Origin of the sequence: Streptomyces sp. NPDC015125, assembly GCF_043080045.1 — a bacterium.
GTDB lineage: Bacteria > Actinomycetota > Actinomycetes > Streptomycetales > Streptomycetaceae > Streptomyces.
In genome coordinates this window covers 117,449-136,717 of the sequence record NZ_JBIBVF010000028.1, presented here as the reverse complement: position 1 = coordinate 136,717, position 19,269 = coordinate 117,449, and the positions used below count along the sequence as shown (strand labels likewise).

Annotated in this window: 17 protein-coding genes; 9 read left to right on the top strand and 8 right to left on the bottom strand. The window is 69.7% G+C overall.

Going from position 1 to position 19,269, the window contains the following annotated elements:
- Positions 1 to 204 precede the first annotated feature (204 nt).
- On the bottom strand, positions 205 to 1,896 hold the full coding sequence (locus ACF088_RS37230; RefSeq protein WP_392380376.1) for an MDR family MFS transporter: 1,692 nt from the start codon (positions 1,894 to 1,896) through the stop codon (positions 205 to 207).
- A 108-nt stretch (positions 1,897 to 2,004) separates the two neighbouring features.
- On the opposite strand from ACF088_RS37230, the gene ACF088_RS37225 reads away from it, so the two are divergent.
- Complete coding sequence (locus tag ACF088_RS37225) at positions 2,005 to 2,793, top strand: TetR/AcrR family transcriptional regulator C-terminal domain-containing protein (RefSeq protein ID WP_392380375.1); 789 nt, start codon at positions 2,005 to 2,007, stop codon at positions 2,791 to 2,793.
- 105 nt (positions 2,794 to 2,898) lie between these two features.
- On the opposite strand, the gene ACF088_RS37220 is transcribed toward ACF088_RS37225, so the two are convergent.
- Together ACF088_RS37220 and ACF088_RS37215 are read right to left on the bottom strand one after the other, a co-directional pair.
- Positions 2,899 to 3,504 (bottom strand): hypothetical protein, encoded by a 606-nt coding sequence (locus tag ACF088_RS37220; protein WP_392380374.1) that lies wholly within the window; start codon positions 3,502 to 3,504, stop codon positions 2,899 to 2,901.
- A 1,357-nt stretch (positions 3,505 to 4,861) separates the two neighbouring features.
- The gene (locus ACF088_RS37215; protein WP_392380373.1) at positions 4,862 to 5,863 is read right to left on the bottom strand and encodes an RNA polymerase sigma factor RpoD/SigA; all 1,002 of its coding nucleotides are present in this window, start codon (positions 5,861 to 5,863) and stop codon (positions 4,862 to 4,864) included.
- 185 nt (positions 5,864 to 6,048) lie between these two features.
- On the opposite strand from ACF088_RS37215, the gene ACF088_RS37210 reads away from it, so the two are divergent.
- A complete protein-coding gene (locus ACF088_RS37210) occupies positions 6,049 to 6,648 on the top strand; it encodes a GNAT family N-acetyltransferase (RefSeq protein ID WP_392380371.1) in 600 nt (199 codons plus the stop codon).
- Between the two features lie 234 nt (positions 6,649 to 6,882).
- Entirely contained in the window at positions 6,883 to 7,458 is a 576-nt protein-coding gene (locus tag ACF088_RS37205) for a hypothetical protein (protein ID WP_392380369.1), read from the top strand.
- 166 nt (positions 7,459 to 7,624) lie between these two features.
- On the opposite strand, the gene ACF088_RS37200 is transcribed toward ACF088_RS37205, so the two are convergent.
- Entirely contained in the window at positions 7,625 to 8,101 is a 477-nt protein-coding gene (locus ACF088_RS37200; RefSeq protein ID WP_392380388.1) for a pyridoxamine 5'-phosphate oxidase family protein, read from the bottom strand.
- A 351-nt stretch (positions 8,102 to 8,452) separates the two neighbouring features.
- Here ACF088_RS37200 and ACF088_RS37195 point away from each other — a divergent pair, with 351 nt between their 5' ends.
- Complete coding sequence (locus ACF088_RS37195; protein ID WP_392380367.1) at positions 8,453 to 9,502, top strand: questin oxidase family protein; 1,050 nt, start codon at positions 8,453 to 8,455, stop codon at positions 9,500 to 9,502.
- A gap of 134 nt (positions 9,503 to 9,636) precedes the next feature.
- Here ACF088_RS37195 and ACF088_RS37190 read toward each other — a convergent pair whose 3' ends face one another.
- The gene (locus ACF088_RS37190; protein WP_392380366.1) at positions 9,637 to 10,404 is read right to left on the bottom strand and encodes a DODA-type extradiol aromatic ring-opening family dioxygenase; all 768 of its coding nucleotides are present in this window, start codon (positions 10,402 to 10,404) and stop codon (positions 9,637 to 9,639) included.
- A 166-nt stretch (positions 10,405 to 10,570) separates the two neighbouring features.
- On the opposite strand from ACF088_RS37190, the gene ACF088_RS37185 reads away from it, so the two are divergent.
- Positions 10,571 to 11,068 carry a MarR family winged helix-turn-helix transcriptional regulator gene (locus ACF088_RS37185; RefSeq protein ID WP_392380365.1) on the top strand — a complete coding sequence of 166 codons (498 nt, stop codon included), beginning with the start codon at positions 10,571 to 10,573 and terminating at the stop codon, positions 11,066 to 11,068.
- Between the two features lie 301 nt (positions 11,069 to 11,369).
- On the opposite strand, the gene ACF088_RS37180 is transcribed toward ACF088_RS37185, so the two are convergent.
- Both ACF088_RS37180 and ACF088_RS37175 read right to left on the bottom strand, forming a co-directional pair.
- Complete coding sequence (locus ACF088_RS37180; protein ID WP_392380363.1) at positions 11,370 to 12,905, bottom strand: MFS transporter; 1,536 nt, start codon at positions 12,903 to 12,905, stop codon at positions 11,370 to 11,372.
- 205 nt (positions 12,906 to 13,110) lie between these two features.
- Positions 13,111 to 13,773, bottom strand: a complete 663-nt coding sequence (locus tag ACF088_RS37175; protein ID WP_392380361.1) for a TetR/AcrR family transcriptional regulator — start codon at positions 13,771 to 13,773, stop codon at positions 13,111 to 13,113.
- 600 nt (positions 13,774 to 14,373) lie between these two features.
- On the opposite strand from ACF088_RS37175, the gene ACF088_RS37170 reads away from it, so the two are divergent.
- The gene (locus ACF088_RS37170) at positions 14,374 to 15,621 is read left to right on the top strand and encodes a M6 family metalloprotease domain-containing protein (protein ID WP_392380360.1); all 1,248 of its coding nucleotides are present in this window, start codon (positions 14,374 to 14,376) and stop codon (positions 15,619 to 15,621) included.
- Positions 15,622 to 15,705: 84 nt separating this feature from the next.
- On the opposite strand, the gene ACF088_RS37165 is transcribed toward ACF088_RS37170, so the two are convergent.
- A complete protein-coding gene (locus ACF088_RS37165) occupies positions 15,706 to 16,365 on the bottom strand; it encodes a TetR family transcriptional regulator (RefSeq protein ID WP_392380359.1) in 660 nt (219 codons plus the stop codon).
- Between the two features lie 67 nt (positions 16,366 to 16,432).
- On the opposite strand from ACF088_RS37165, the gene ACF088_RS37160 reads away from it, so the two are divergent.
- The 3 genes from ACF088_RS37160 (at position 16,433) to ACF088_RS37150 (ending at position 19,234) form a co-directional block, all read left to right on the top strand.
- Positions 16,433 to 16,633 (top strand): hypothetical protein, encoded by a 201-nt coding sequence (locus ACF088_RS37160; RefSeq protein WP_143128371.1) that lies wholly within the window; start codon positions 16,433 to 16,435, stop codon positions 16,631 to 16,633.
- Positions 16,630 to 16,968, top strand: a complete 339-nt coding sequence (locus ACF088_RS37155; protein WP_392380357.1) for a hypothetical protein — start codon at positions 16,630 to 16,632, stop codon at positions 16,966 to 16,968. The genes ACF088_RS37160 and ACF088_RS37155 overlap by 4 nt, the downstream gene beginning before the upstream one ends.
- 760 nt (positions 16,969 to 17,728) lie before the next feature.
- Positions 17,729 to 19,234 carry an IPT/TIG domain-containing protein gene (locus ACF088_RS37150; protein ID WP_392380356.1) on the top strand — a complete coding sequence of 502 codons (1,506 nt, stop codon included), beginning with the start codon at positions 17,729 to 17,731 and terminating at the stop codon, positions 19,232 to 19,234.
- The last annotated feature ends 35 nt before the right edge of the window (positions 19,235 to 19,269 follow it).

Below are 19,269 nucleotides of genomic sequence, written 5' to 3'. Positions count from 1 at the left end.
GGTCGGCGATGTCGTCATCGTGAAGAACTCGCACGACCAGACCGTCAAGCCCGACAACGGCCTCAACGGCTGGAACCTGTCCTGGTCCGACTGGAAGGCGGGCAGCGCGGTCTGACGGACAGCGCCCGCACAGCAGCTGCGCACATTCGGTGGCCGGTCCCGGGTGGGGCCGGCCACCGCTTTGTTCGTAGGGGGCGGGCAGCCTCAGGGGCGCTGTTTCACCGGACTGCGCGGATGCGCCGGACCGTGCGGATGCGCCGGACCGTGCGGATGCGGGCCGTCCGGATCCACCGTGCTCCGCAGTGGAGTCTCCCGTACGAACCAGGCGGCCGCGAAGCCGAGCACGGCCAGCACCGCGGCGCCGATCAGGACGCCGTGCAGCCCGCTGGTGACCGCCGCCCGGTAGGCGTCCCGCACCGGTGCGGCGAGCCCGTCCAGCACCTGCGGCGTCAACTGCCCGGCCCGTGCCGTCAGCCGGCCCGCGGCGCCCTCCCCCAGCCGGTCGGCGAGCCCGCTGTGCAGCCGACCGGTGAAGACGGCACCCAGCAGGGCGACACCGAGCGAGCCGCCGACCGTACGCAGCAGCGTCACGGTGCCACTGGCGGCGCCCATGTCACGGGGCTCCGCGCTGTTCATGGTGATCAGCATGGTGCTCTGCATGACGAACCCGATGCCCATCCCCGCGACGACCGTGAGCCCGGAGGCCAGGGCCGTCGCGGTCTTCATGCCGAGCAGCAGCAGGACCAGTACGCCCACGGTCAGCACCCCGCCCCCCAGGATCGGGTAGATCCGATAGCGGCCGTTACGGCTGATCAACGCCCCGGTGCCGAGCTGCACGCCCAGCATCCCGAACATCAGCGGCAGCAACAGCAGACCGCCGGCCGTCGGCGACAGGCCCTGCACGAACTGCATGTACTGCGGCAGATAGCTGGTCACCCCGAGCATCACCGCACCGATGAGAAAGCTCAGAATCTGCGCCAGGGTGAAGTTGCGGCTGCGGAACAGCCGGGGCGGGATGACCGGCTCCACGGCCCGCCGCTCGACCCGTACGAACCAGACCAGCGCCACGACGCTCACGGCCGCCAGCCCGAGGATCTGCGGTGACCCCCACCCGTACCGGACGCCACCCCAACTGGCCAGCAGGGTCAGCGCAAGGATCGTGCCGGACAGCAGCACCACACCCGGGTAGTCGATCCGCGCCGTGCTCCGCTCCGTGCGGCCCAGCCGGATCCAGCCCCCGACGATCACCAGCGACACCACCCCGATCGGCACATTGACGTAGAACGCCCACCGCCAGCTCAGCTGGTCCGTGAGAAAACCGCCCAGCAGCGGCCCGCCGATGAACGCGACCGGCATCATGGCACCGATCATCGACTGCATCCGGCCGCTCTGCCGCGGCGGCACCAGCACCCCGATGACCGACAGCGCCCCGACCATCAACCCGCCCGCACCCAGCCCCTGCAGGGCCCGGAAGGCGATGAGCTGTCCCATGTCCTGTGCCAGCCCGGACAGCATCGACCCGGCCAGAAAGAGCCCGATCGCGGCCATGAACGTGCCCTTGCGGCCGTAGAGATCGCCCGCCTTCCCCCAGATCGGTGTCGCCACGGCGGTGGTGAGCAGATAGGCCGTCACCACCCACGACAGCTGGTCCAGCCCGCCGAGCTCCCCCACGATCGTGGGCAGTGCCGTGCCCACGATCAGACCGTCCATCATCGCCAGGAACATCCCGAGCAGCAGCCCGAACACCCCTAAGTACAAGGACCTCGGTGGGCGTTCCTCGCTCGGCGCCCCCTCGGCCGCGCCTCCGGCCTTTCCGGCTCCCTCGGCCCGGTTCGCCCCTGCCGACCGGCCGGCCGCTTCCGTCGTGCCGTTGACCGCCATTGCCGCCCCCCTCATGTGTACTGCGTATCGACCAGATACAACGTACACATCGGCGTGTACAGCGTCTACTACTGATACGTTGTACGCGATGCTTCGGCAGGATCCGGGAAGGAAGTGAGCGCCATGACCGGCAAGAAGTCCGGCGCAGCCGAGGACGGGCAGCCGTTGCCGTCCGGGTCGTCCACGGACACGCCGGACCCGGCGGCGGTCTCCCTCTGGGAGCGCCTGGACCGCCCGGCGCCCGCACCGCGGGCCACCCTGACCCCGCAGAAGATCGCCGCGGCCGCCGTGCGCATCGCCGACACCGACGGCATCGACGCCGTCACCATGCGGCGCCTGGCCACCGAGCTGAGCGTCGCCCCCATGGCGGCCTACCGCTATGTCTCCGGCAAGGCCGACGTCCTGGACCTGATGACGGACGCGGTCTGCGCGGACCTCACACTCCCTGACGACGTCGAGAACTGGCGCGACGTCATGCGCGCCAACGCGCTGCGCTCCCGGGAGATCGTGCTGCGCCACCCCTGGCTCATCCAGATCTCCTCACCGCAGTCGTTGCGCGCGCTCACCCCCCACCGGATGGCCGCGGCCGAGCGCGCGCTCGCCTCCCTGGACGGGCTCGGACTCGACATCGACGCGATGATGGCCGTGCTCGGGACCGTCAACTCCTATGCTCACGGAGCGGTTTCGGCGGAGTGCGCCCAGTATTTCCTGATGCGGGAGCAGGGCTGGGACGGCAACGACGATCTGCGGCTCGCCCTCGCCCCGCAGATGCGCTACCTGATCAGCACCGGGCGCTACCCCACCTACCACCGCTATCTCCTGGAGGCCACCCACAAGGACGACCCGCTGTGGCGCTTTGAAACCGGCCTCGACAGCGTCCTCGACGGCATCGCGGCCCGGCTGGGAATCTGAGCGGCGGACTCCCCGGGAAACCGGGCAGCGGGCCCCGGGCGCTTCAGCGACCGCCGGATGCTCCGACGGCCGCTGGACCGGTCTTGGGTGGTCCCCGGCGGGGGCTTACGGGTGGTAGCGCTCAGCGATCTTCGTGGCAGCGCCGCCCGTCACGGTCACCCGGACGTCGATGTTGCCCCTCCTGGCCGCCTTGCGCAGGTCGTCGAGGGTGCACGGGGTGGTGCCGTAGTCGGCGGCGTCCGTGTGGACGCGGCCGTCGGGGGCCTCGCAGAGCGCTGCCGCACCGAGCACCTTGGTGCTGTCGCGGACGTGGAACGCCTGCTCCGCTCCGCTCTCCGGGGCGACCGTGAGCTTGTCCTCGGTGAGCCAGTTCAGCCTGCCGGCCCAGGTGCCGCTGACGCCTTTACGGCCGGCGGGGGAACCGCCCTGTCCACCGGAGCCGCCCGTCGCGGAAGCCTCTCCTCCGGTCGTGCTCGGGTGCGACGGGCCCTTCCCCGTGGCGGCCCCGGAGCCACCGGACGTGGCATGCCCCGCATTCGAGCCGCCGTTCGCGGCCTGGCTGCTCGCGGCCTGGCTGCTCGCGGCGGAGGGCGCGGCCGACGCCTTGTCGTCCCCGTTCCGGCAAGCGGTCAGCGAGAGCGCCGAGGCAGCGATGAGGGAGGCGACGGCGAGACGTCGACCGCTGCGCAGGATGGTGGTGACGAGCGGCATGAGGATTCCCCCGAGCTGGTGAGTGACGCCCGGTGCCTGGTGCCTGGTGAGTGGCGCCTGGTACCTGGTGCCCTTCGGCGTGACACCCAGGACTCTCGTCGTGGCTGCTAAAGATCCGCTAACACACGAGTAACTTCCCTCCCCGTCCCGCCAGAACCCGTCCGGCAGCCGGGTGGAGGGGCGGGCGGGCGTACCGAGGCCTCCACCGGGTGTCCGGTGGAGGCCTCGGGCTGCTCGGGCTACTCGGGTTGCTCGGTCCCCTCGTTGGGGTTGGCGAGGCCGCCGACCGCGAGGGCGTAGGCGACCTTGTTCAGCGGCCCTGCGACCGCAGAGCACATTCTGGGCCCACGGCAGAGCGAAGGCCCCCACCTCACCAGGTGGGGGCCTTCGCGGCTGGTTCATTCCGGCAAATCGATGCGACGTCTCACGGGTGCGAGACGATCGGCACAGGCCGTCAACGCCTCGTGGTTTGCACGTCCACCATCCCGATCCAGCTCCGGGGGCAGTGCATGCTGAACGTATAGGTACCACGCCCCACCCACCTGCCGTATCGCTTTCCGTTCCCGCAATGACCAATGGCCCGAGCGTGGCCGTACGGGACACGGCACCGCGCATGCCACGTCGTATACGTAACCCTGGAGTCCCAGCATGTGACCTGGCCGTAATGATCATCGGCAGCAGCTGGCGTGGCCGAGACGAGCCCTACCGATGCCGTACTGAGAAGGGCTGCACCAAGTGACAGTGCGAACTTGTGCTTCATCGTGTCCCCCTGGTTCCTTCCGGAACTCGTCGGTCTGCGAGTCCGGTCCAGCACCTTACCGTCACTGTGAGCTATAGGCCATAGCACGCTGTGCACCCTTCGCGGCCCGCCACCAAGGGCATCCGACCGATCTTGCTAGCGCTATAGACACACGTGATGTGCTCTTGCGTGCCATGGGGCCGCCCAGGTCGAAGCACATCATCAGGCCGAGGATCACGCCCAGGATGATCGCGTTGGTGCCGGTGAGACCGGACAGCCAGTCGGTCAGCCCCTTTTGCACAACTGACGCCGGTCACCAGCCATGTGCGCAGGCGGGTGGCGAAGCCGTCGCCTGCGTCGGCGTCCTTGTCCATGGGTGCGGCGGCGCGCCCGGGGGCGGACACAACAGAGCCCCGATGCCACGAAGGGCACCGGGGCTCGTCCTCTGCAGGCACACGCCTTGCAGCTCTGTCAGGTCTGGCAGCTCTGGCAGGCCTGGCAGCACTGTCAGGCCGCCTCACAGCTCCGACATCTCCAACACCTCTGACAGGCATTGCTGCTCTTACGGCTCTGGCAGGTCTCGCCGTGAATATCGGCACGCACAAGAGCGCGCACCCTTTATGCGGCGGCGTCGAATCCTGTGTCACGCGCCATCCGCTTCAGCTCCAGCAGGGCATGCTTCTCGATCTGCCGGATCCGCTCACGGGTCAGACCGTGCTGCTTGCCGACCTCGGTCAGCGTGCGCTCACGGCCGTCCTCTATGCCGTACCGCGCCTTGATGATCGAGGCGGTGCGGTGGTCGAGGCGGTCGATCAGATCCTCCAGCTCCTCGCTGCGCAGCAGCGTGAGCACGGACTGCTCGGGGGAGGCCGCGGAGGTGTCCTCCAGCAGATCACCGAACTGGGTGTCGCCGTCGTCATCCACCGACATGTTGAGGCTGACCGGGTCGCGCGCCCAGTCGAGTACATCGGTGACGCGGGCGGGCGTGGAGCCCAGCTCACCGGCGACCTCCGCCGGCTCCGGGTCACGGCCGTTCTCGCGGTTGAACTCGCGCTGCACCCGGCGGATCCGGCCCAGCTCCTCGACGAGGTGCACGGGCAGCCGGATCGTGCGCGACTGGTCGGCGATGGAGCGGGTGATGGCCTGGCGGATCCACCACGTCGCATACGTCGAGAACTTGAAGCCCTTGGCGTAGTCGAACTTCTCCACGGCACGCACCAGACCGGCGTTGCCCTCCTGGATCAGGTCCAGCAGGGGCAGCCCGGCACGCGGGTAGCGACGGGCGACCGCGACCACCAGGCGGAGGTTGGAACGGATGAAAATGTCCTTGGCCTTCGCACTCTCCTCCACCAGCGCACCGAGCTCCTCACGGCCGGCACCTGCGGCATTGCCGTCGGTGACCTCGCCGTCCAGGATCTGCTGGGCGTAGACGCCCGCCTCGATGGTCTGGGACAGCTCCACCTCCTTGGCGGCGTCGAGCAGTGGCGTACGCGCGATCTCGTCGAGGTACATGCCGACCAGGTCGCGGTCGGCGATCTCCCCGCCTACGGCGCGAACGCTGCGGGCCCCGTCAGAACCGCTGCTGCTTTCCTGACGGCGGGCGACGGCACGGGTTGCCATGCGTGTGCTCCCTTTGCGATGAGTCGGTCGCGGGACGGTGGGCGGGCCGGAAGGGGCATCGAAACCGATGCTCACGTAGCGACCCGTCCGAAGGAAACAACGGCTGGAATCCGGACAGAATTCCCACGCCGCCCCGCTATTTTTCTGATCATGCAGTACCCTGCGCGGCCACCCAAGGAGGTCATATGCTGCGTGAGCAGGGAGAAGTGCAGGTCAGGGCGGGCACGGAAGCTGACCTTCCAGCCCTTACGGATCTTTACAACCACTACATCCGTGAGACGTGCATCACCTTCGACCTGGAGCCCTTCACTCCCGACCAGCGCCGCCCGTGGCTGCTCTCCCACCCCCAAGACGGCCCGCATCGCCTTCTGGTTGCCCAGGAAGTGACAGATCAGACGAAAAACCCGCACAACGGGCCGTTGAGCGATGCTCAGGCCGGGACTGCGGCACCCGTGGCAGGCCACCCCGAAGGCGCGCTGCTCGGCTATGCGACCAGCAGCGCGTTCCGCCCGAAGGCCGCCTACGCCCCCTCGGTCGAGGTCACCGTTTACTGCGCCCCGCACGCCGCCGGCCGCGGCATCGGCACGTTGCTCTACTCGTCCCTGTTCGAGGCGCTGGCCGACGAGGACGTCCACCGCGCCTACGCCGGGGTCACCCAGCCGAACGAGGCGTCCACCCGCCTCCACACCCGTTTCGGCTTCCGGCACATCGGTACGTACACGGAGGTGGGCCGCAAGTTCGGCCGCTACTGGGACGTGGCCTGGTACCAGAAGAACCTGGGCTGACCCCGCTCCGCCCCGCCCCGCCTCCCTCACTGCTTCCCCCCCCGCGCCCCGCCTCCCTCACGGGCCCTCCTGCTCCGCCCCTGTTCCCCTGCCCCCTGCTCCACCCCGGCCTCCCCGCTCCGCCCCGACTCCGCAACCCGCCGTTCCGGTTGACGCGGACCGCGCCCGGGTGTCGCCTGGTGAGGAGGGCCAGCGGGACAGCGAGGCAGCGGGACGCATCGAGAGGAGCCCGTCATGGACCAGCACGCTCACCGGCACGACGCAAGGGCCGCCCGCTCACACGGCACCGTCGACGTGGAACACGGCGCGACGGCGAACGCCCGGTCCCATGACCCGCAACGGGCCCCACGACCGGCCGGCAGGGCCGGCATGGCGGACAGGGTCAAGCACATCCCGGCGACCGTCTCGCTGCCGATCATCACAGCCCTCGCCTTCGGCTGCTTCACCATCTTCCGCACGCACACCGACGGTACGAAGGGCGGCCCGGCCATGCTGTACGGGCTGGCCGCGTTCGTGGTCTCCGGGGCGCTCGGGCTGGTGGTGGCCCACTTCCAGTCGTCCATGATCACCGAGACCCGGGCGCTCGCGTACGGCACGCTCTTCGGCTGCTCGATCGGCTGGGTCTACAGCCTCGGCGGGGAATCGATCCTCAAGTCGTCCGCCTTCGGCTTCACCCTGGGCGCCGTGATGTTCGTCGTCGCCCTCTATGTCTTCCGCACCCACCGTGTCCGCGAGCCGCACGGCAAACACCGGCCCCACAAGCCCCACCGGACCCACAGGGAGCACAGCCTCCCCGTGGCCACCCACTGAGGCGACCCGCTGAACAGCCCCCACCCGGATGGCCACCCAGGCGACCTGCCGACCGGTGACCCGCCGGTGCCCACTGGTACCCGCCGGCGCCCGCTGGGGCCCGCTTGCGCCCGCCCGTCACACCGCCCGTCACACCACCCGGAGCGTCAGCCCGTCACGCCACCCGTCACACCACCCGTAGCGCCGCATCGCCGGACGTCCGCCGGATGGTGCGCAGCGGCCGACCCGGTACCCAGCTCTCCAGCACCACATACGGATCCTCGACGGACGTATGCACCGCCTCCGTCAGCTCCGCCCGGAAGAGATGAAACGGCTCCGGCGGCTTCACCGCCGCCGCATACCGCGCGACCAGCCCGGGGTCCGTCACCTCCACCGCCCGCCCGGAAACCCGTACGTCGCCAGCGGACAGGTCGGTGCCCGGTCCCGGATTGGCATGCAGCGAGAAGCGGGGGTCGCGCCGCAGGTCAAACACCTTGCGCGAGCCCACCATCATGCCCAGCCACAGCTCCCCGTGGCGGAAATCCGCCTCCAGGCCGGTGAGTCGCGGCCCACCGTCCTTGCGGAGGGTCGCCAGAACATGGTGCCGGTACGCCCCGAACCGCTCCCGCACCCGCCCGGCGAACTCCGGCACCGCCGCTTCGATCACCGACCAGCCGACCGCACCGCCCCCGACTTCCCCACGCCCCTCGACGCTCTCGACGCTCTTGCCGCCCTCGACGGTTTTACCGCCTTCGACGTTCTCGCCGCCCCCGGTACTCCCGGCCCACGTGCTCTCACTCGTCATGGCAGCACCCTCCCCCCAATACCCGACACCCTCTGTCCGGTAGGGATACGGACACGGATCCGGGGTGAACGGCGCACACCCGACCCCACCGACACCGGCCCCAACCCGCCCCCCGGCACCGGCCCTAACCGCCCCCCATGCGGCCTTACGACCACCGGTGTAGGCCGGAAGCCCGTTACGCGCGCCTCCCCACCGACCTAGCCTCCAGTCATGGATACGACGAGCGGCACACTCGACGAAGCCCTGCTGCGCCTGCACTCCTCCGGCCCCGAGTTCAGGGGCTATCTGAGCAACCACGGACCGATGGCCGTCGAAGCCATGGTCCACAACGGCCAGGCCCACACCGTCCACCGCTGGCTCGACGGCTACACGAACAAACTGGAGAGCGTCCCGAGTGCCCGTACCCGCATCACCGACGCCAACTGGCAGGAGGCGTTGGGAGATTCGAGCCGGGTTACCGACTGGACCGCGTACTTCACCCACCAGGCCGCTGAGCGGCCCTGGCGCGAGCTGCTCGCCGAGTGGTGGCCACGCCTGCTGCCCGGCATCGCGGGCGCCGCCACCCATCCGGTGATCCGTGTGGGCCACGCCGTACGCAGTCTTCTGACGGAAGGTGAGGACACCGCACGGACTGCGGAGTTCGCACATGCCCTCGGCTACTGGGCCGCCCGGCACCTCACCCTGCCCGCCGCCGTGCGCCCCACGGGCGGCGCCACTCCGTCCGAGGCACTGGCCGCCCTCCCCCGCGTCGCCGACCAGCACGTGACGCCGGTGCGCGGCTACGCCCAGCTCCCGGACACTCCTGACTGGTTGAGCACCACCGAGTCCTTGCACGTCCCCGATGACCCCGAAGCCGTACGCGAGGGCCTGACCGCACTCGTACGTGCCGCCACCCTCAACTACGCGGACTACGGCCACGGGAACGGCATCATGCTGGTGCATGCCGCCACTGCGCCGAACGCGGTGCTGCGCACCCTGCCCGCGCTCCCCCGCGAGCTGTGGGCCGACTCGTTCGCGGTGGCCTGGGCGGCGACGTCAGCGGTCACCGCCATCTACGGCGCCGACACCCCGCTCCCGGCACCGCACGCCGACTCGGTCACGCCGGAAGAGGTCTTCGAGCGGGCGGTCGCCAACGGCAACGAGCATGCGATCAAGTTCGCCGACACCGCTCTGGACGTGGCCGCGGCCTCCGAGGACGGCGATACCCGCGCCCTGTCAGCGGCCCTGAACGCCCTCGTACTGATCGACGAGGACGACTGACGGACGGCGGCAGGTCGCCGCACGAAACGACCGACCGCCGACCGCCGGCCGCCGGCCCCCGCCCCAGCCCCGGGCCCGGCCCCAGCCCCGGGCCCGCCCCGGCATCCGGTACCAGGACGCCCACCACGCCCCCCTCAGCCGAACTGCACCGACCGCTTCGCCAGCCCCATCCAGAACCCGTCGATCACACTGCGTCCACTGTCCAGCTGGGCATGGGCATCCGCGGCCCCCAAAGTCACGAACAGCGGGGCGAAATGCTCGGTGCGGGGATGGGCCAGCCGGCCGGCCGGCGCCTTGTGCGCGAAGTCGAAGAGCGCGTCGAGGTCCTGGGCGTCCAGGGCCTGGCGCCCCCAGTCGTCGAACTCCGCCGACCACGCCGGCGTACCGCCGCCGACGTGCCGCAGCGCCGCCAGGTTGTGCGTGAAGAAGCCGCTGCCGATGATCAGCACGCCCTCGTCGCGCAACGGTGCGAGCTTGCGCCCGATCTCGTGGAGCCGGCGCGGATCGAGGGAGGGCAGGGAGATCTGGAGGACGGGGACGCCGGCGTCCGGGAACATCTCCACGAGCGGCACATACGCGCCGTGGTCGAGCCCCCGGTCGGGGATGTCCACTACGGGCATGCCCGCCGTCCGCAGGGTTTTGCGTATCCGCTCGGCCAATTGCGGCGCCCCGGGGGCCGGGTATCGCACCTGGTAGTAGTGCTCCGGGAAGCCCCAGAAGTCGTAGACCAGCGGCACGGTCGTGGTGGCGCCGAGCGCGAGCGGCGCCTCCTCCCAGTGCGCGGAGACCATCAGCACGGCCCGGGGACGCGGCAGCTCCGCGGACCAGGCGGCGAGCTGGCCCGGCCACCACGGGTCGTCGGCGAGCGGCGGCGCCCCGTGGCTGAGATAAAGAGCCGGCATTACGGACATCGCCACCCCATAGCGTCACACTTGGCAGTAGTCGGCGCGCGTGACACTTCAGCCGCCACGCACGCACGATGCTTGAAGGTTCAAGCGTCGCTCTTTCAGGGTATCCCGGCGTTGTTAAATCTTAAATAACTCTCCGAGTGGTGAGAGAGTGGATGGTATGAGCATCGAACCCGCAACCGAGCCACGGTGGCTCAGCGACGAGGAGCAATTCGCCTGGCAGTGCTACCTCCACGCCACCACGCTCCTGGAGGATCACCTCGACCGTCAGCTGCAGCGGGACGCCGGGATGCCGCATGTCTACTACGGCCTGCTCGTCCAGCTCTCCCGTGCACCGCGGCGCCGGATGCGGATGACCGAGCTGGCCCAGAACGCCAAGATCACCCGTTCCCGCCTCTCGCATGCGATCGCGCGGCTGGAGCGGAACGGCTGGGTACGGCGCGAGGACTGCGCGTCCGACAAGCGGGGCCAGAACGCCCATCTCACGGACGAGGGGATGCGGGTCCTGGAGAAGGCCGCCCCCGGGCATGTCGCCGCCGTACGCGCCGCGATCTTCGACCGGCTCTCCCCGGAGCAGATAGGGCAACTGGCCGAGATCTGCCAGGTCATGACCGAAGGGCTGCAGCCGAAAGGCGCCGACCTGCCCTGGCTCCGCTGACCGATCGGCGGAGCCGGAGAAGGCCGTCGGCAGCCGTGGTGCGAGCGGGGCTGCGTGCGAATGCGCCGGGCCGGTGAGGCCCGGCGCACCTCTGCGTCAGGTAGGAATGCGGTAAGAGCGCGCGGCGAACGCGGCGGAAGGCGACCTTGCCCCCGCCAGCCCGCGGCCCGCTTACCCACACCCCGTGGGCCCGCGAGCCCACCGGCCCACGAGAGCCGACGAACCCACGGGCCCACGAGAGCCAACGAACCCACCGGCCCACCGGCCCACGGGCCCGCACGGCCGCCCCGCCACCGCTGGATCAGTGCGCCATCACCGGGACGGCCACCTCGTCCTCATGAGCCGCACCCGCACCCGCGCCCTCGCCGTCCGCCGAGGAGGCCACCGGCCGGCTGCCCTCCGGCCGCCCGGTGTTGATGAAGGTGAAGGCGATCACACCTGCCAGGGCCAGGATGCCGACCGCCCACCAGATGGCGGTGGTGTAGCCGTGCACCATCGACTGGAGCTTGAGCAGATCGAGCGAGCGCGCACCGGCCTCGTGCGAGGTGGCGTACGCGGTGGTGGCACTGGCCGCAATGGTGTTCAGCAGGGCCGTACCGATCGCGCCGCCCACCTGCTGCGAGGTGTTGACCATTGCGGAGGCGACACCGGCGTCCCGCGGCTGGACCCCGTACGTGGCCAGTGACATGGCCGGCATGAACGCCGTACCCATGCCGAGCCCCATCAGCAGGAAGCCGGGCAGGATCAGCGCCGGGTAGGAGGTGTCCAGGTCGATCTGGGTGAGCACCAGCATGCCGAGCGCGGCGACCGTGAAGCCCGGCGCCATCAGCAGCCGCGGGCGGACCCGGGTCATCAGCCGGGCACCGATCTGCGTCGAGCCGGTGATCATGCCGACGATCATCGGCAGGAAGGCCAGACCGGTCGTGACCGGCGTGTAGCCCTTCACGATCTGCAGGTAGTAGGTCAGGAAGAGGAAGAGACCGAACATGCCGATCACGGCCAGCCCCAGCGAGGCGTAGATGCCGGCGCGGTTGCGGTCCGCGACCACCCGCAGCGGCAGCAGCGGGGCCTTCACCTTGGACTCGACCAGCACGAACACCAGCAGCAGGACGGCAGCCGCGGCGAACAGGCCGAGGGTGGGACCCGCCAGCCAGCCGTCGGACTCGGCCCGGGTGAACCCGTAGACGAGTGACACCAGGCCGAGCGTGGCCAGGATGACGCCGGGGACGTCCAGCCGGGAGGGGTTGCGGCTCCCCGCGGGCTCGCGGATGACCAGGAAGGCGCCGGTCGCGGCCACCACCGCGAACGGGATGTTGACGAAGAAGGTCCAGCGCCAGTTCATGTACTCGGTCAGCACCCCGCCGAGGATCAGGCCCACGGCGCCGCCGCCACCGGCGATCGCACCGAAGATGCCGAACGCCTTGGCGCGCTCCTTGGCCTCGGTGAAGGTCACGGCCAGCAGCGACAGCGCGGCCGGCGCCAGCAGCGCACCGAAGACACCCTGCAGCGCACGCGCGCCCAGCAGCATCCCCTGGTCCGCCGAGGCCCCGCCGAGCGCGGAGGCAACCGCGAACCCGACGAGCCCGATGATGAAGGTCCGCTTCCGCCCCCACAGGTCGGCGACGCGCCCGCCGAAGAGCAGCAGCCCCCCGAAGGCCAACGCGTAGGCGGTGATCACCCACTGCCGGTTGGCGTCGGTGATACCGAGATCCTGCTGTGCGGAGGGCAGCGCGATGTTCACGATGGTCGCGTCGAGAACGACCATCAGCTGGGCGAGAGCGATGAATATCAGCGCTTTCCAGCGCCGGGGATCGACGTATGTGGCGGCTTCAGGCATGGCGGGATCCACCTAGTGGTGCAGTGAGCGAACAGGAGCGAAGAACGGGACGTGCGGAACGAGGTACGGGACGTGCGGGACGTGCAGAACGAGGTACAGGAGGTGCGGGGGTCTGCGGAACGAGGTACGGGACGTGCGGGGATCTGCGGGACGCGTCAGGCTGCCGCGGCGCGCGGCCCGGTCCAGGAGCGGCGCGCGGCCCGGCCTAGGAGCGGCGCCTCAGGTCGTCCAACGTGGCGGCGGAGCCGGGGAGTTCGGAACGGGCGGGTGCCTGCAGACCATCCAGGAACAGCTGCAGATGACGGTGTACGAACTGGTCGAAGTTCGTACAGTTGCTGCCCGGCAGCGGCCGGGTGAGCTGGGTGATCGCGACCATCAGATCACCGACGGCGAGGTCGGTACGCAGCTGGCCGCTGTCGCGCGCGGCGCCCATGACGGCCTCGACGGCCGCTTCCAGACGTTCGCGCGCCGCGAGCAGATCGGGGTGGTCTCGGTCGACGCCGTCGGAGAGCAACGGGCACAAGGCCCCGATCCGCTCCTCCACCGCAGCGTGGACAAAGCGCCTCAGCGCTTGGAAAGCATCGGACTCCTCGGCAAGGGCACTCTCCGCGCGGTCCGCGGTACGGGACATGACTGCGAGCGTGACGTGATGGATCAACTCGGGGCGATCCGCAAAGTGACGGTAGAGCGTCGCATTGCCGACGCCTGCGCGTCGAGCGATTTCATCGAGCGGGACCTCGGGCCCGAACTCGACCATCGTCTCGCGGGCGGCCGCAATGATCCGCTCCCGGTTGCGCAGCGCATCGGCCCGCAGACGGGGCTGCTGCCCCTTCCTCCCGGTCTTCCCGCATGCGGCGACGGCAGTCACGGCAGCTCACTCCCCTCAACTCTCGACACGCCCCGAAGGCCTGGATGCCCGGGCGCAGGCGGCCTCGCCCGCCCAGTCGGGTGACCGACGCGGCCAAGCCAACCGACGCGGCCGACCCGGCCAACGAGCGGCCGTCCCCGCCGACGGCGACCGACGGCGACCGACGGCGACCGACGACCAAGTGGCCGGGCAACCGACCGGGACCGGCGCGAACCGGGGAAACGTTCCCCGGTTCATCCAGACGTCTGGTTAAACGGGGAGCCCCTCCCCGGATATTTCACGACCCCACGTGACCTGAACCACACTCACCCAGCCCCCTCCGGCCGCCCCGCCCATACCCATTCCGCTCCACCCGGCCCGACCGGGCTCGGGGCCGACCGGGCTCGGGGCAGACCGGGCTCGGGGCAGACCGGGCTCGGGGCAGACCGGACGCAGGGTCACCCCGGATTCATGGCCGCCCCGGATTCAGGGCCGCCCCGGGCTCAGCCCCGACCGGACTCAGGCCGCCCAGATCCCGACCCGACCCATCCGGCCCCGCCATGACTCCAGTTGACGTAACTCCGCGCGCGAGCGATCACCCGTCAACACAAGGTGATCGATATGAAGCACAAGGTATCCGCGGTTCTGGCCGCCGGCGCCGCCACGGCGGCTGCGGCCATAGCCCTGGGCTCACCGCCCAGCGCCGTCGCCATACCTACCGCGCCCGGCGCCTCGCCGAGCGGCCCGTGCGCCCTGCGCGGCATCAGCGACGACGTCGCCGAATCCGCGGACACCCCCGCCGGCTACGCCCGCTCGACCGGCGTCGTCAGGGCGCTCACCCTCTTCATCGACTTCCCGGACGCCCCCGCCACGCTGTCCCCCCGCGCCCGCTTCGCCGAGTTCTTCCCGGCCGCGACGGACTACTTCCGCACCAGCTCGTACGGCAGGCTGACCTACCACCCCATGCCGCTGTTCCGGTGGATCCGCATGTCCCGCCCGCTCGCGGCGTACGACATCGGACGGGGCGCCAGCTTCGACCCGGCCTCGGACGACGGCTATCACGCCCTCTCCCGGGAGGTCGTCCGCGCCGTCGACCCGATCGTCGATTTCCGTGACTACGACGTCATCAACGTCATCGCCACCCCCAACGCGGGCCCGCCCGCGACCCGTACGGTCCTGTCGGTCACCTTCAGCGGCGGCGACATGGGGCTGAAGACCGCCGACAGGGTGCCGTTCCGGAATGCGTCCTTCATCTGGAGCCGGCAAACCGGGGTGAGCGCCTTCCGCGTCCTCAACCACGAGAACGCCCACAGCTTCGGGCTGCCCGACCTCTACTTCACCGACGACCGCGACGCCCCGCCCCCGGTAGGGCACTGGGATCCGATGGACGAGGACTGGGGACCGAGCAACGACTTCGTCGGCTGGCACAAGTGGAAGCTCGGCTGGCTGTCCGCCGATCAGGTGCACTGCGCCCCACGCCGCGGGACGCCCGGCGAACACACCCTCACCCCGGTCTCCACGCCCGGCGGCACCAAGATCGTCGTCATTCCGACCTCCCCGCACACCGCCCTGGTCGCCGAGGCCCGCACCCACAGCCCGCTCGACCCCACGGTCTGCCGGCCCGGGATCCTCCTCTACCGCGTCGCCACCGACGTCCGCTCGGGCCGCGGCCCGCTGCGCATCGTGGACGCCACCCCGCACAGCGGCGGCTGCTACCAGGACAACAAATACGTCGACCCGGAACTGACCGACGCCACCTTCCTCCCCGGCGACACCTATACGGACCGTCACAGCGGCGCAGCCGTCACCGTCCTGACGGAGAACCCGGACGGCACCTATCGCGTACGAGTGACCCCGGCACGCGCCTGACAAAGCCGAGCGGCCCCCGGCACATCCCCGACGAAGTCAAACGCACCGCACAAGCAGCACCCGCCCCGACTCCCCCGCTCTCCCCTACTCCTCCCCGTGGTCGTCCCCCCGTCCCTCCCCCCTCCAATGCCGCCGCCCGATACTGATCAGCCGCAGCTGCCTGCGCGCCACCTGCACCACCTGCTCGGCCGCCCCCTCGGCCCCGTCCGCCTCCGCGTCGAGCAGCGCCGCGGCCGTCGTCACCAGCCGGTCCACGTACAGCTCCGCCAGCATCCGCACGTCGTCATCACGCCAGCCTTCCGACACCGGCTGGGACTTGAGCGCCGCCGCGACCTCCTTGGCGAACCGGTCCAGCTCATCCGCGATGGCCTGCCGCACGGCCCGTACGCCCCCGTGCCGCTCGCGCGCCACAAACCTGATGTGCAGTGGATAGCGGCGCACATGCTGCTCCACGACCGCGACCGTACGGTCGATCCGCTCCTCGGCCGCATCCTGCTCGGCCAGGATCGCCCGCACCATCGCATGCAGGCTCCCCAGCGCCTCCTCGACCAGGGCGACACCCAGCTCACCCATGTCCCGGAAATGCCGGTAGAACGCGGTCGGGGCGATCCCCACCACCCGCGTCACCTCCCGCAGCCCCAGGCTGCTCAGGCTCTGCTCCTCCAGCAGGCCGAGCGCCGCGTCGAGCAACGCCTGACGGGTCTTCTGTTTCTGGGCCTGCCGGACTCCAAGACTGTGACTCATGTCATCCAGTAAACAACCGTTCTCCGAACTACTCCACCCGTGGGCAGTCGTAGACTGAAGGAACTGAGTGAACAACTGTCCTCTGGAATCGGAAAGGAAGATCATGCTCTTCCTCGTCGCAGCCCTCCTCCTGATGGGGATCATGCTGGGTACCGCGGCACACCTCCCCGTCCCCGTCACCCTCGTCGCGGCCGCCGTCATCGCCGGCTGGCTGCTCGTCTTCTTCCTCCGCGAACGCCGCCACCACGCCGAGGTGACCTCCCGATGACCACGCTCAGCGAAGCCACACGCACGACCTCGTCCGCGACGACCTCGCCCGCGACGGCCGCGGAAGCCAAGGACCCGCACCGGCCCGCTCCCCGCTTCAGCTCCCAAGCGGACGGCATGGCCGTGGCCTCTTTCATCCTCGGCCTGCTCGGCACCCTGGTCCTGAACATCCTTCTCGGCCCCTGCGCCCTGGTCCTCGGCGGCCTGTCCCTGGCCCGCGGCACCACCCGCCGCGGCCGCGCCCTCCTGGGCATCACCCTCGGCGCCGTCGACCTGCTCCTCCTGGCCCTCCTCACCAGCGCGGACGGCACCCTCAGCTGGCACATCGGCGGCTAACCCCCGCCTCCGGACCAGCAGCCCCTACGGCAGCCAGCCCGGCAAACAGCGCACGACAGCAACGCACGACACGATGGCGGTGGTCACCTCGACCACCGCCATCGGCACATCCCACACTCCACGCTCCACCCGGCACACCCCCTCACCGACAACCACCCCCACACCAACGGCAACGGCAACGGCAACCGCAACGGCACACATTCACAACAGAGCCCTGCCACCCCACCCCACCCCCTCCACCCCACCACCAGGCCGCGCCCACCCCGCCCTCATCCCCAACAGAAGCGAACTACAGCGAACGCATCAGCTACCCTGTCAGGGGCTCAGGCCTTGCCTCCGTGGGCCTTGCGCATAATTGCGAAGCCGCAGGTCAGAGCCTCAATTGAGTGAACCCCTGGAACGCCTCTTCCCGAATTCGGGAACAGCTGTGCCGTTCTCGCAGGTCAGCGGAGTAACAGGGCGTTCCTGACGGTGCGGCACCTTCTGATCTCAGCGCTGGGCCATTTTCTAAGAGCCGCGCGGATAGGCGGCGTGGAAGCCTCAGCGTCACATGGCTCGGCGAACCGCCCGCAGGTATGGCGAAGGGCCAACGCGGTGAACCTGGTCCGCCTGAAGGCAGGAAAGGCGCCGGACATTGCAGAGAGGGAGGTCTGATTGTGCCGATCCACTCCGACGGTCGGTTCGGCACAGATCTGCCCTGATGCTGCCGAAAGGCCGTCGCGCCTCCGCACCGGCAAACCTCCGAGGAGCAGGAACGACGATGGCATCCGATCCGGCAATCGCCCAGGTGACCATGACGCTGGCTGCCCTTGCAGCCACCGGGAACACCCCGCGTCCGTCCGGGGAAACCCTGGAGCAGCAGACCAACCGCATCATCACCGGCATCAACGCGCAACTGCACGATCCCACCCTGGCGACCCAGGACGAGTGGGAGCTGGTGTGGCTCGCCCTGAGCGAGGCCAACGCCAATATGGCCTACCTCGTACGGAGCACCAACGGCTCGAACGAGTTCGCCGTGGTCGCTCGCGGAACGGACGCCGATTGGACCGACATCCTCGAAGACCTCGAGGTCGGCACGGTCGTCCCGTTCCCCGAAAGCGGGTCGCCGAAGCCCGTCTACGTTTCCAAGGGGGCAAAGGACGCGTTCACACGAGTGGTCACCACCCGCTCGATCGCCTCTCCCTCCCCGAACGCCACGCTCGCTCAGGCGCTCTCCGTCGCGCTCAAGGCGGCGCCCTCCTCCCCACAGCCGACCATCTATCTGACCGGTCACAGCCTGGGCGGTTGCATCGCCAGCATGCTCGCGCCGTACCTTCAGGCACAGACCTGGCCGAAACAGCCGAAGTTCGCGGTGATGACCTATGCCGCTCCCACCGCCGGCGTGCAGAGCTTCGTCGACTACTTCAACTCCGTGCCGTGGGTCATCGACGAGCGCCAGAACAACGCCTACGACCTGGTACCGCACGCGTGGGCCGATCTCGACACCACCACCGGCTGGTACCCGAGCCCGGGACCCCAGGCGACCGAAGAAGTGAAGCTGCTCATCGCGGCGATCGCCAAGCGCACCAACGGCAACATCTACGTCCAGCCCGGCACGCTCTGCCTGATGAACACCGGATACACGAGCCTTTCCGAGAAGCTGGTCAACAAGACCACCCAGGACTTCCTCGGCCAGGTCGCCTACCAGCACGCCAACTCCACCTACCTGGAGCTGGTGGGGGCGCCTGACGTGCCTTCCCCGCCGGTGGTGACCGACCTGAGCCCCACCTTCGGCGCCGCAGGCGACACGGTGACCATCAACGGCAAGGATTTCAGTCCGGACAGCAAGGTCGACTTCGGCAAGTTCGCCTGCGCCGACCGCGACACCGTCATCGACCCCTCCGGCCTCAAGATCACCACCAAGGTCCCCGCCGGAACCGGCGTCGTCCACGTCCGCGTCACCAACACCCTCGGCACATCCCCGGCCATCGCCATGAGTCAGTTCGCCTATGGCGGCCCCGCACCTGTGGTGGTCAGTGCGGTCAGCCCGACGAGCGGAAAGGTCGGCACCCCGGTCACCATCAACGGCTCGGGCTTCGCCAAAGGCGCCACCGTGCACTTCAAGGACAAGCCATCCGGCTCGGTCCAGTTCGTCTCCACCGGCCAGATCACCGCAACAGCGCCCGATCTGCTCGACGTCCAGCAGACGGTGAACATCACCGTGACGGTGGGCAAGGCCACCTCTCCCACCAGCCCGGACGACGAGTTCACCTACACCGGACGGTAGGGTCCGCACGCCCCGGTCCCGGGCGAGGTTCGCCG

What these genes read in the sequence shown, in the direction of transcription:
- ACF088_RS37230 (WP_392380376.1), bottom strand. Translation starts at nt 1,896, where the DNA reads ATGAGGGGGGCGGCAATGGCGGTCAACGGCACGACGGAAGCGGCCGGC.
- ACF088_RS37225 (WP_392380375.1), top strand. Translation starts at nt 2,005, where the DNA reads ATGACCGGCAAGAAGTCCGGCGCAGCCGAGGACGGGCAGCCGTTGCCG.
- ACF088_RS37220 (WP_392380374.1), bottom strand. Translation starts at nt 3,504, where the DNA reads ATGCCGCTCGTCACCACCATCCTGCGCAGCGGTCGACGTCTCGCCGTC.
- ACF088_RS37215 (WP_392380373.1), bottom strand. Translation starts at nt 5,863, where the DNA reads ATGGCAACCCGTGCCGTCGCCCGCCGTCAGGAAAGCAGCAGCGGTTCT.
- ACF088_RS37210 (WP_392380371.1), top strand. Translation starts at nt 6,049, where the DNA reads ATGCTGCGTGAGCAGGGAGAAGTGCAGGTCAGGGCGGGCACGGAAGCT.
- ACF088_RS37205 (WP_392380369.1), top strand. Translation starts at nt 6,883, where the DNA reads ATGGACCAGCACGCTCACCGGCACGACGCAAGGGCCGCCCGCTCACAC.
- ACF088_RS37195 (WP_392380367.1), top strand. Translation starts at nt 8,453, where the DNA reads ATGGATACGACGAGCGGCACACTCGACGAAGCCCTGCTGCGCCTGCAC.
- ACF088_RS37190 (WP_392380366.1), bottom strand. Translation starts at nt 10,404, where the DNA reads ATGCCGGCTCTTTATCTCAGCCACGGGGCGCCGCCGCTCGCCGACGAC.
- ACF088_RS37185 (WP_392380365.1), top strand. Translation starts at nt 10,571, where the DNA reads ATGAGCATCGAACCCGCAACCGAGCCACGGTGGCTCAGCGACGAGGAG.
- ACF088_RS37180 (WP_392380363.1), bottom strand. Translation starts at nt 12,905, where the DNA reads ATGCCTGAAGCCGCCACATACGTCGATCCCCGGCGCTGGAAAGCGCTG.
- ACF088_RS37170 (WP_392380360.1), top strand. Translation starts at nt 14,374, where the DNA reads ATGAAGCACAAGGTATCCGCGGTTCTGGCCGCCGGCGCCGCCACGGCG.
- ACF088_RS37165 (WP_392380359.1), bottom strand. Translation starts at nt 16,365, where the DNA reads ATGAGTCACAGTCTTGGAGTCCGGCAGGCCCAGAAACAGAAGACCCGT.
- ACF088_RS37155 (WP_392380357.1), top strand. Translation starts at nt 16,630, where the DNA reads ATGACCACGCTCAGCGAAGCCACACGCACGACCTCGTCCGCGACGACC.
- ACF088_RS37150 (WP_392380356.1), top strand. Translation starts at nt 17,729, where the DNA reads ATGGCATCCGATCCGGCAATCGCCCAGGTGACCATGACGCTGGCTGCC.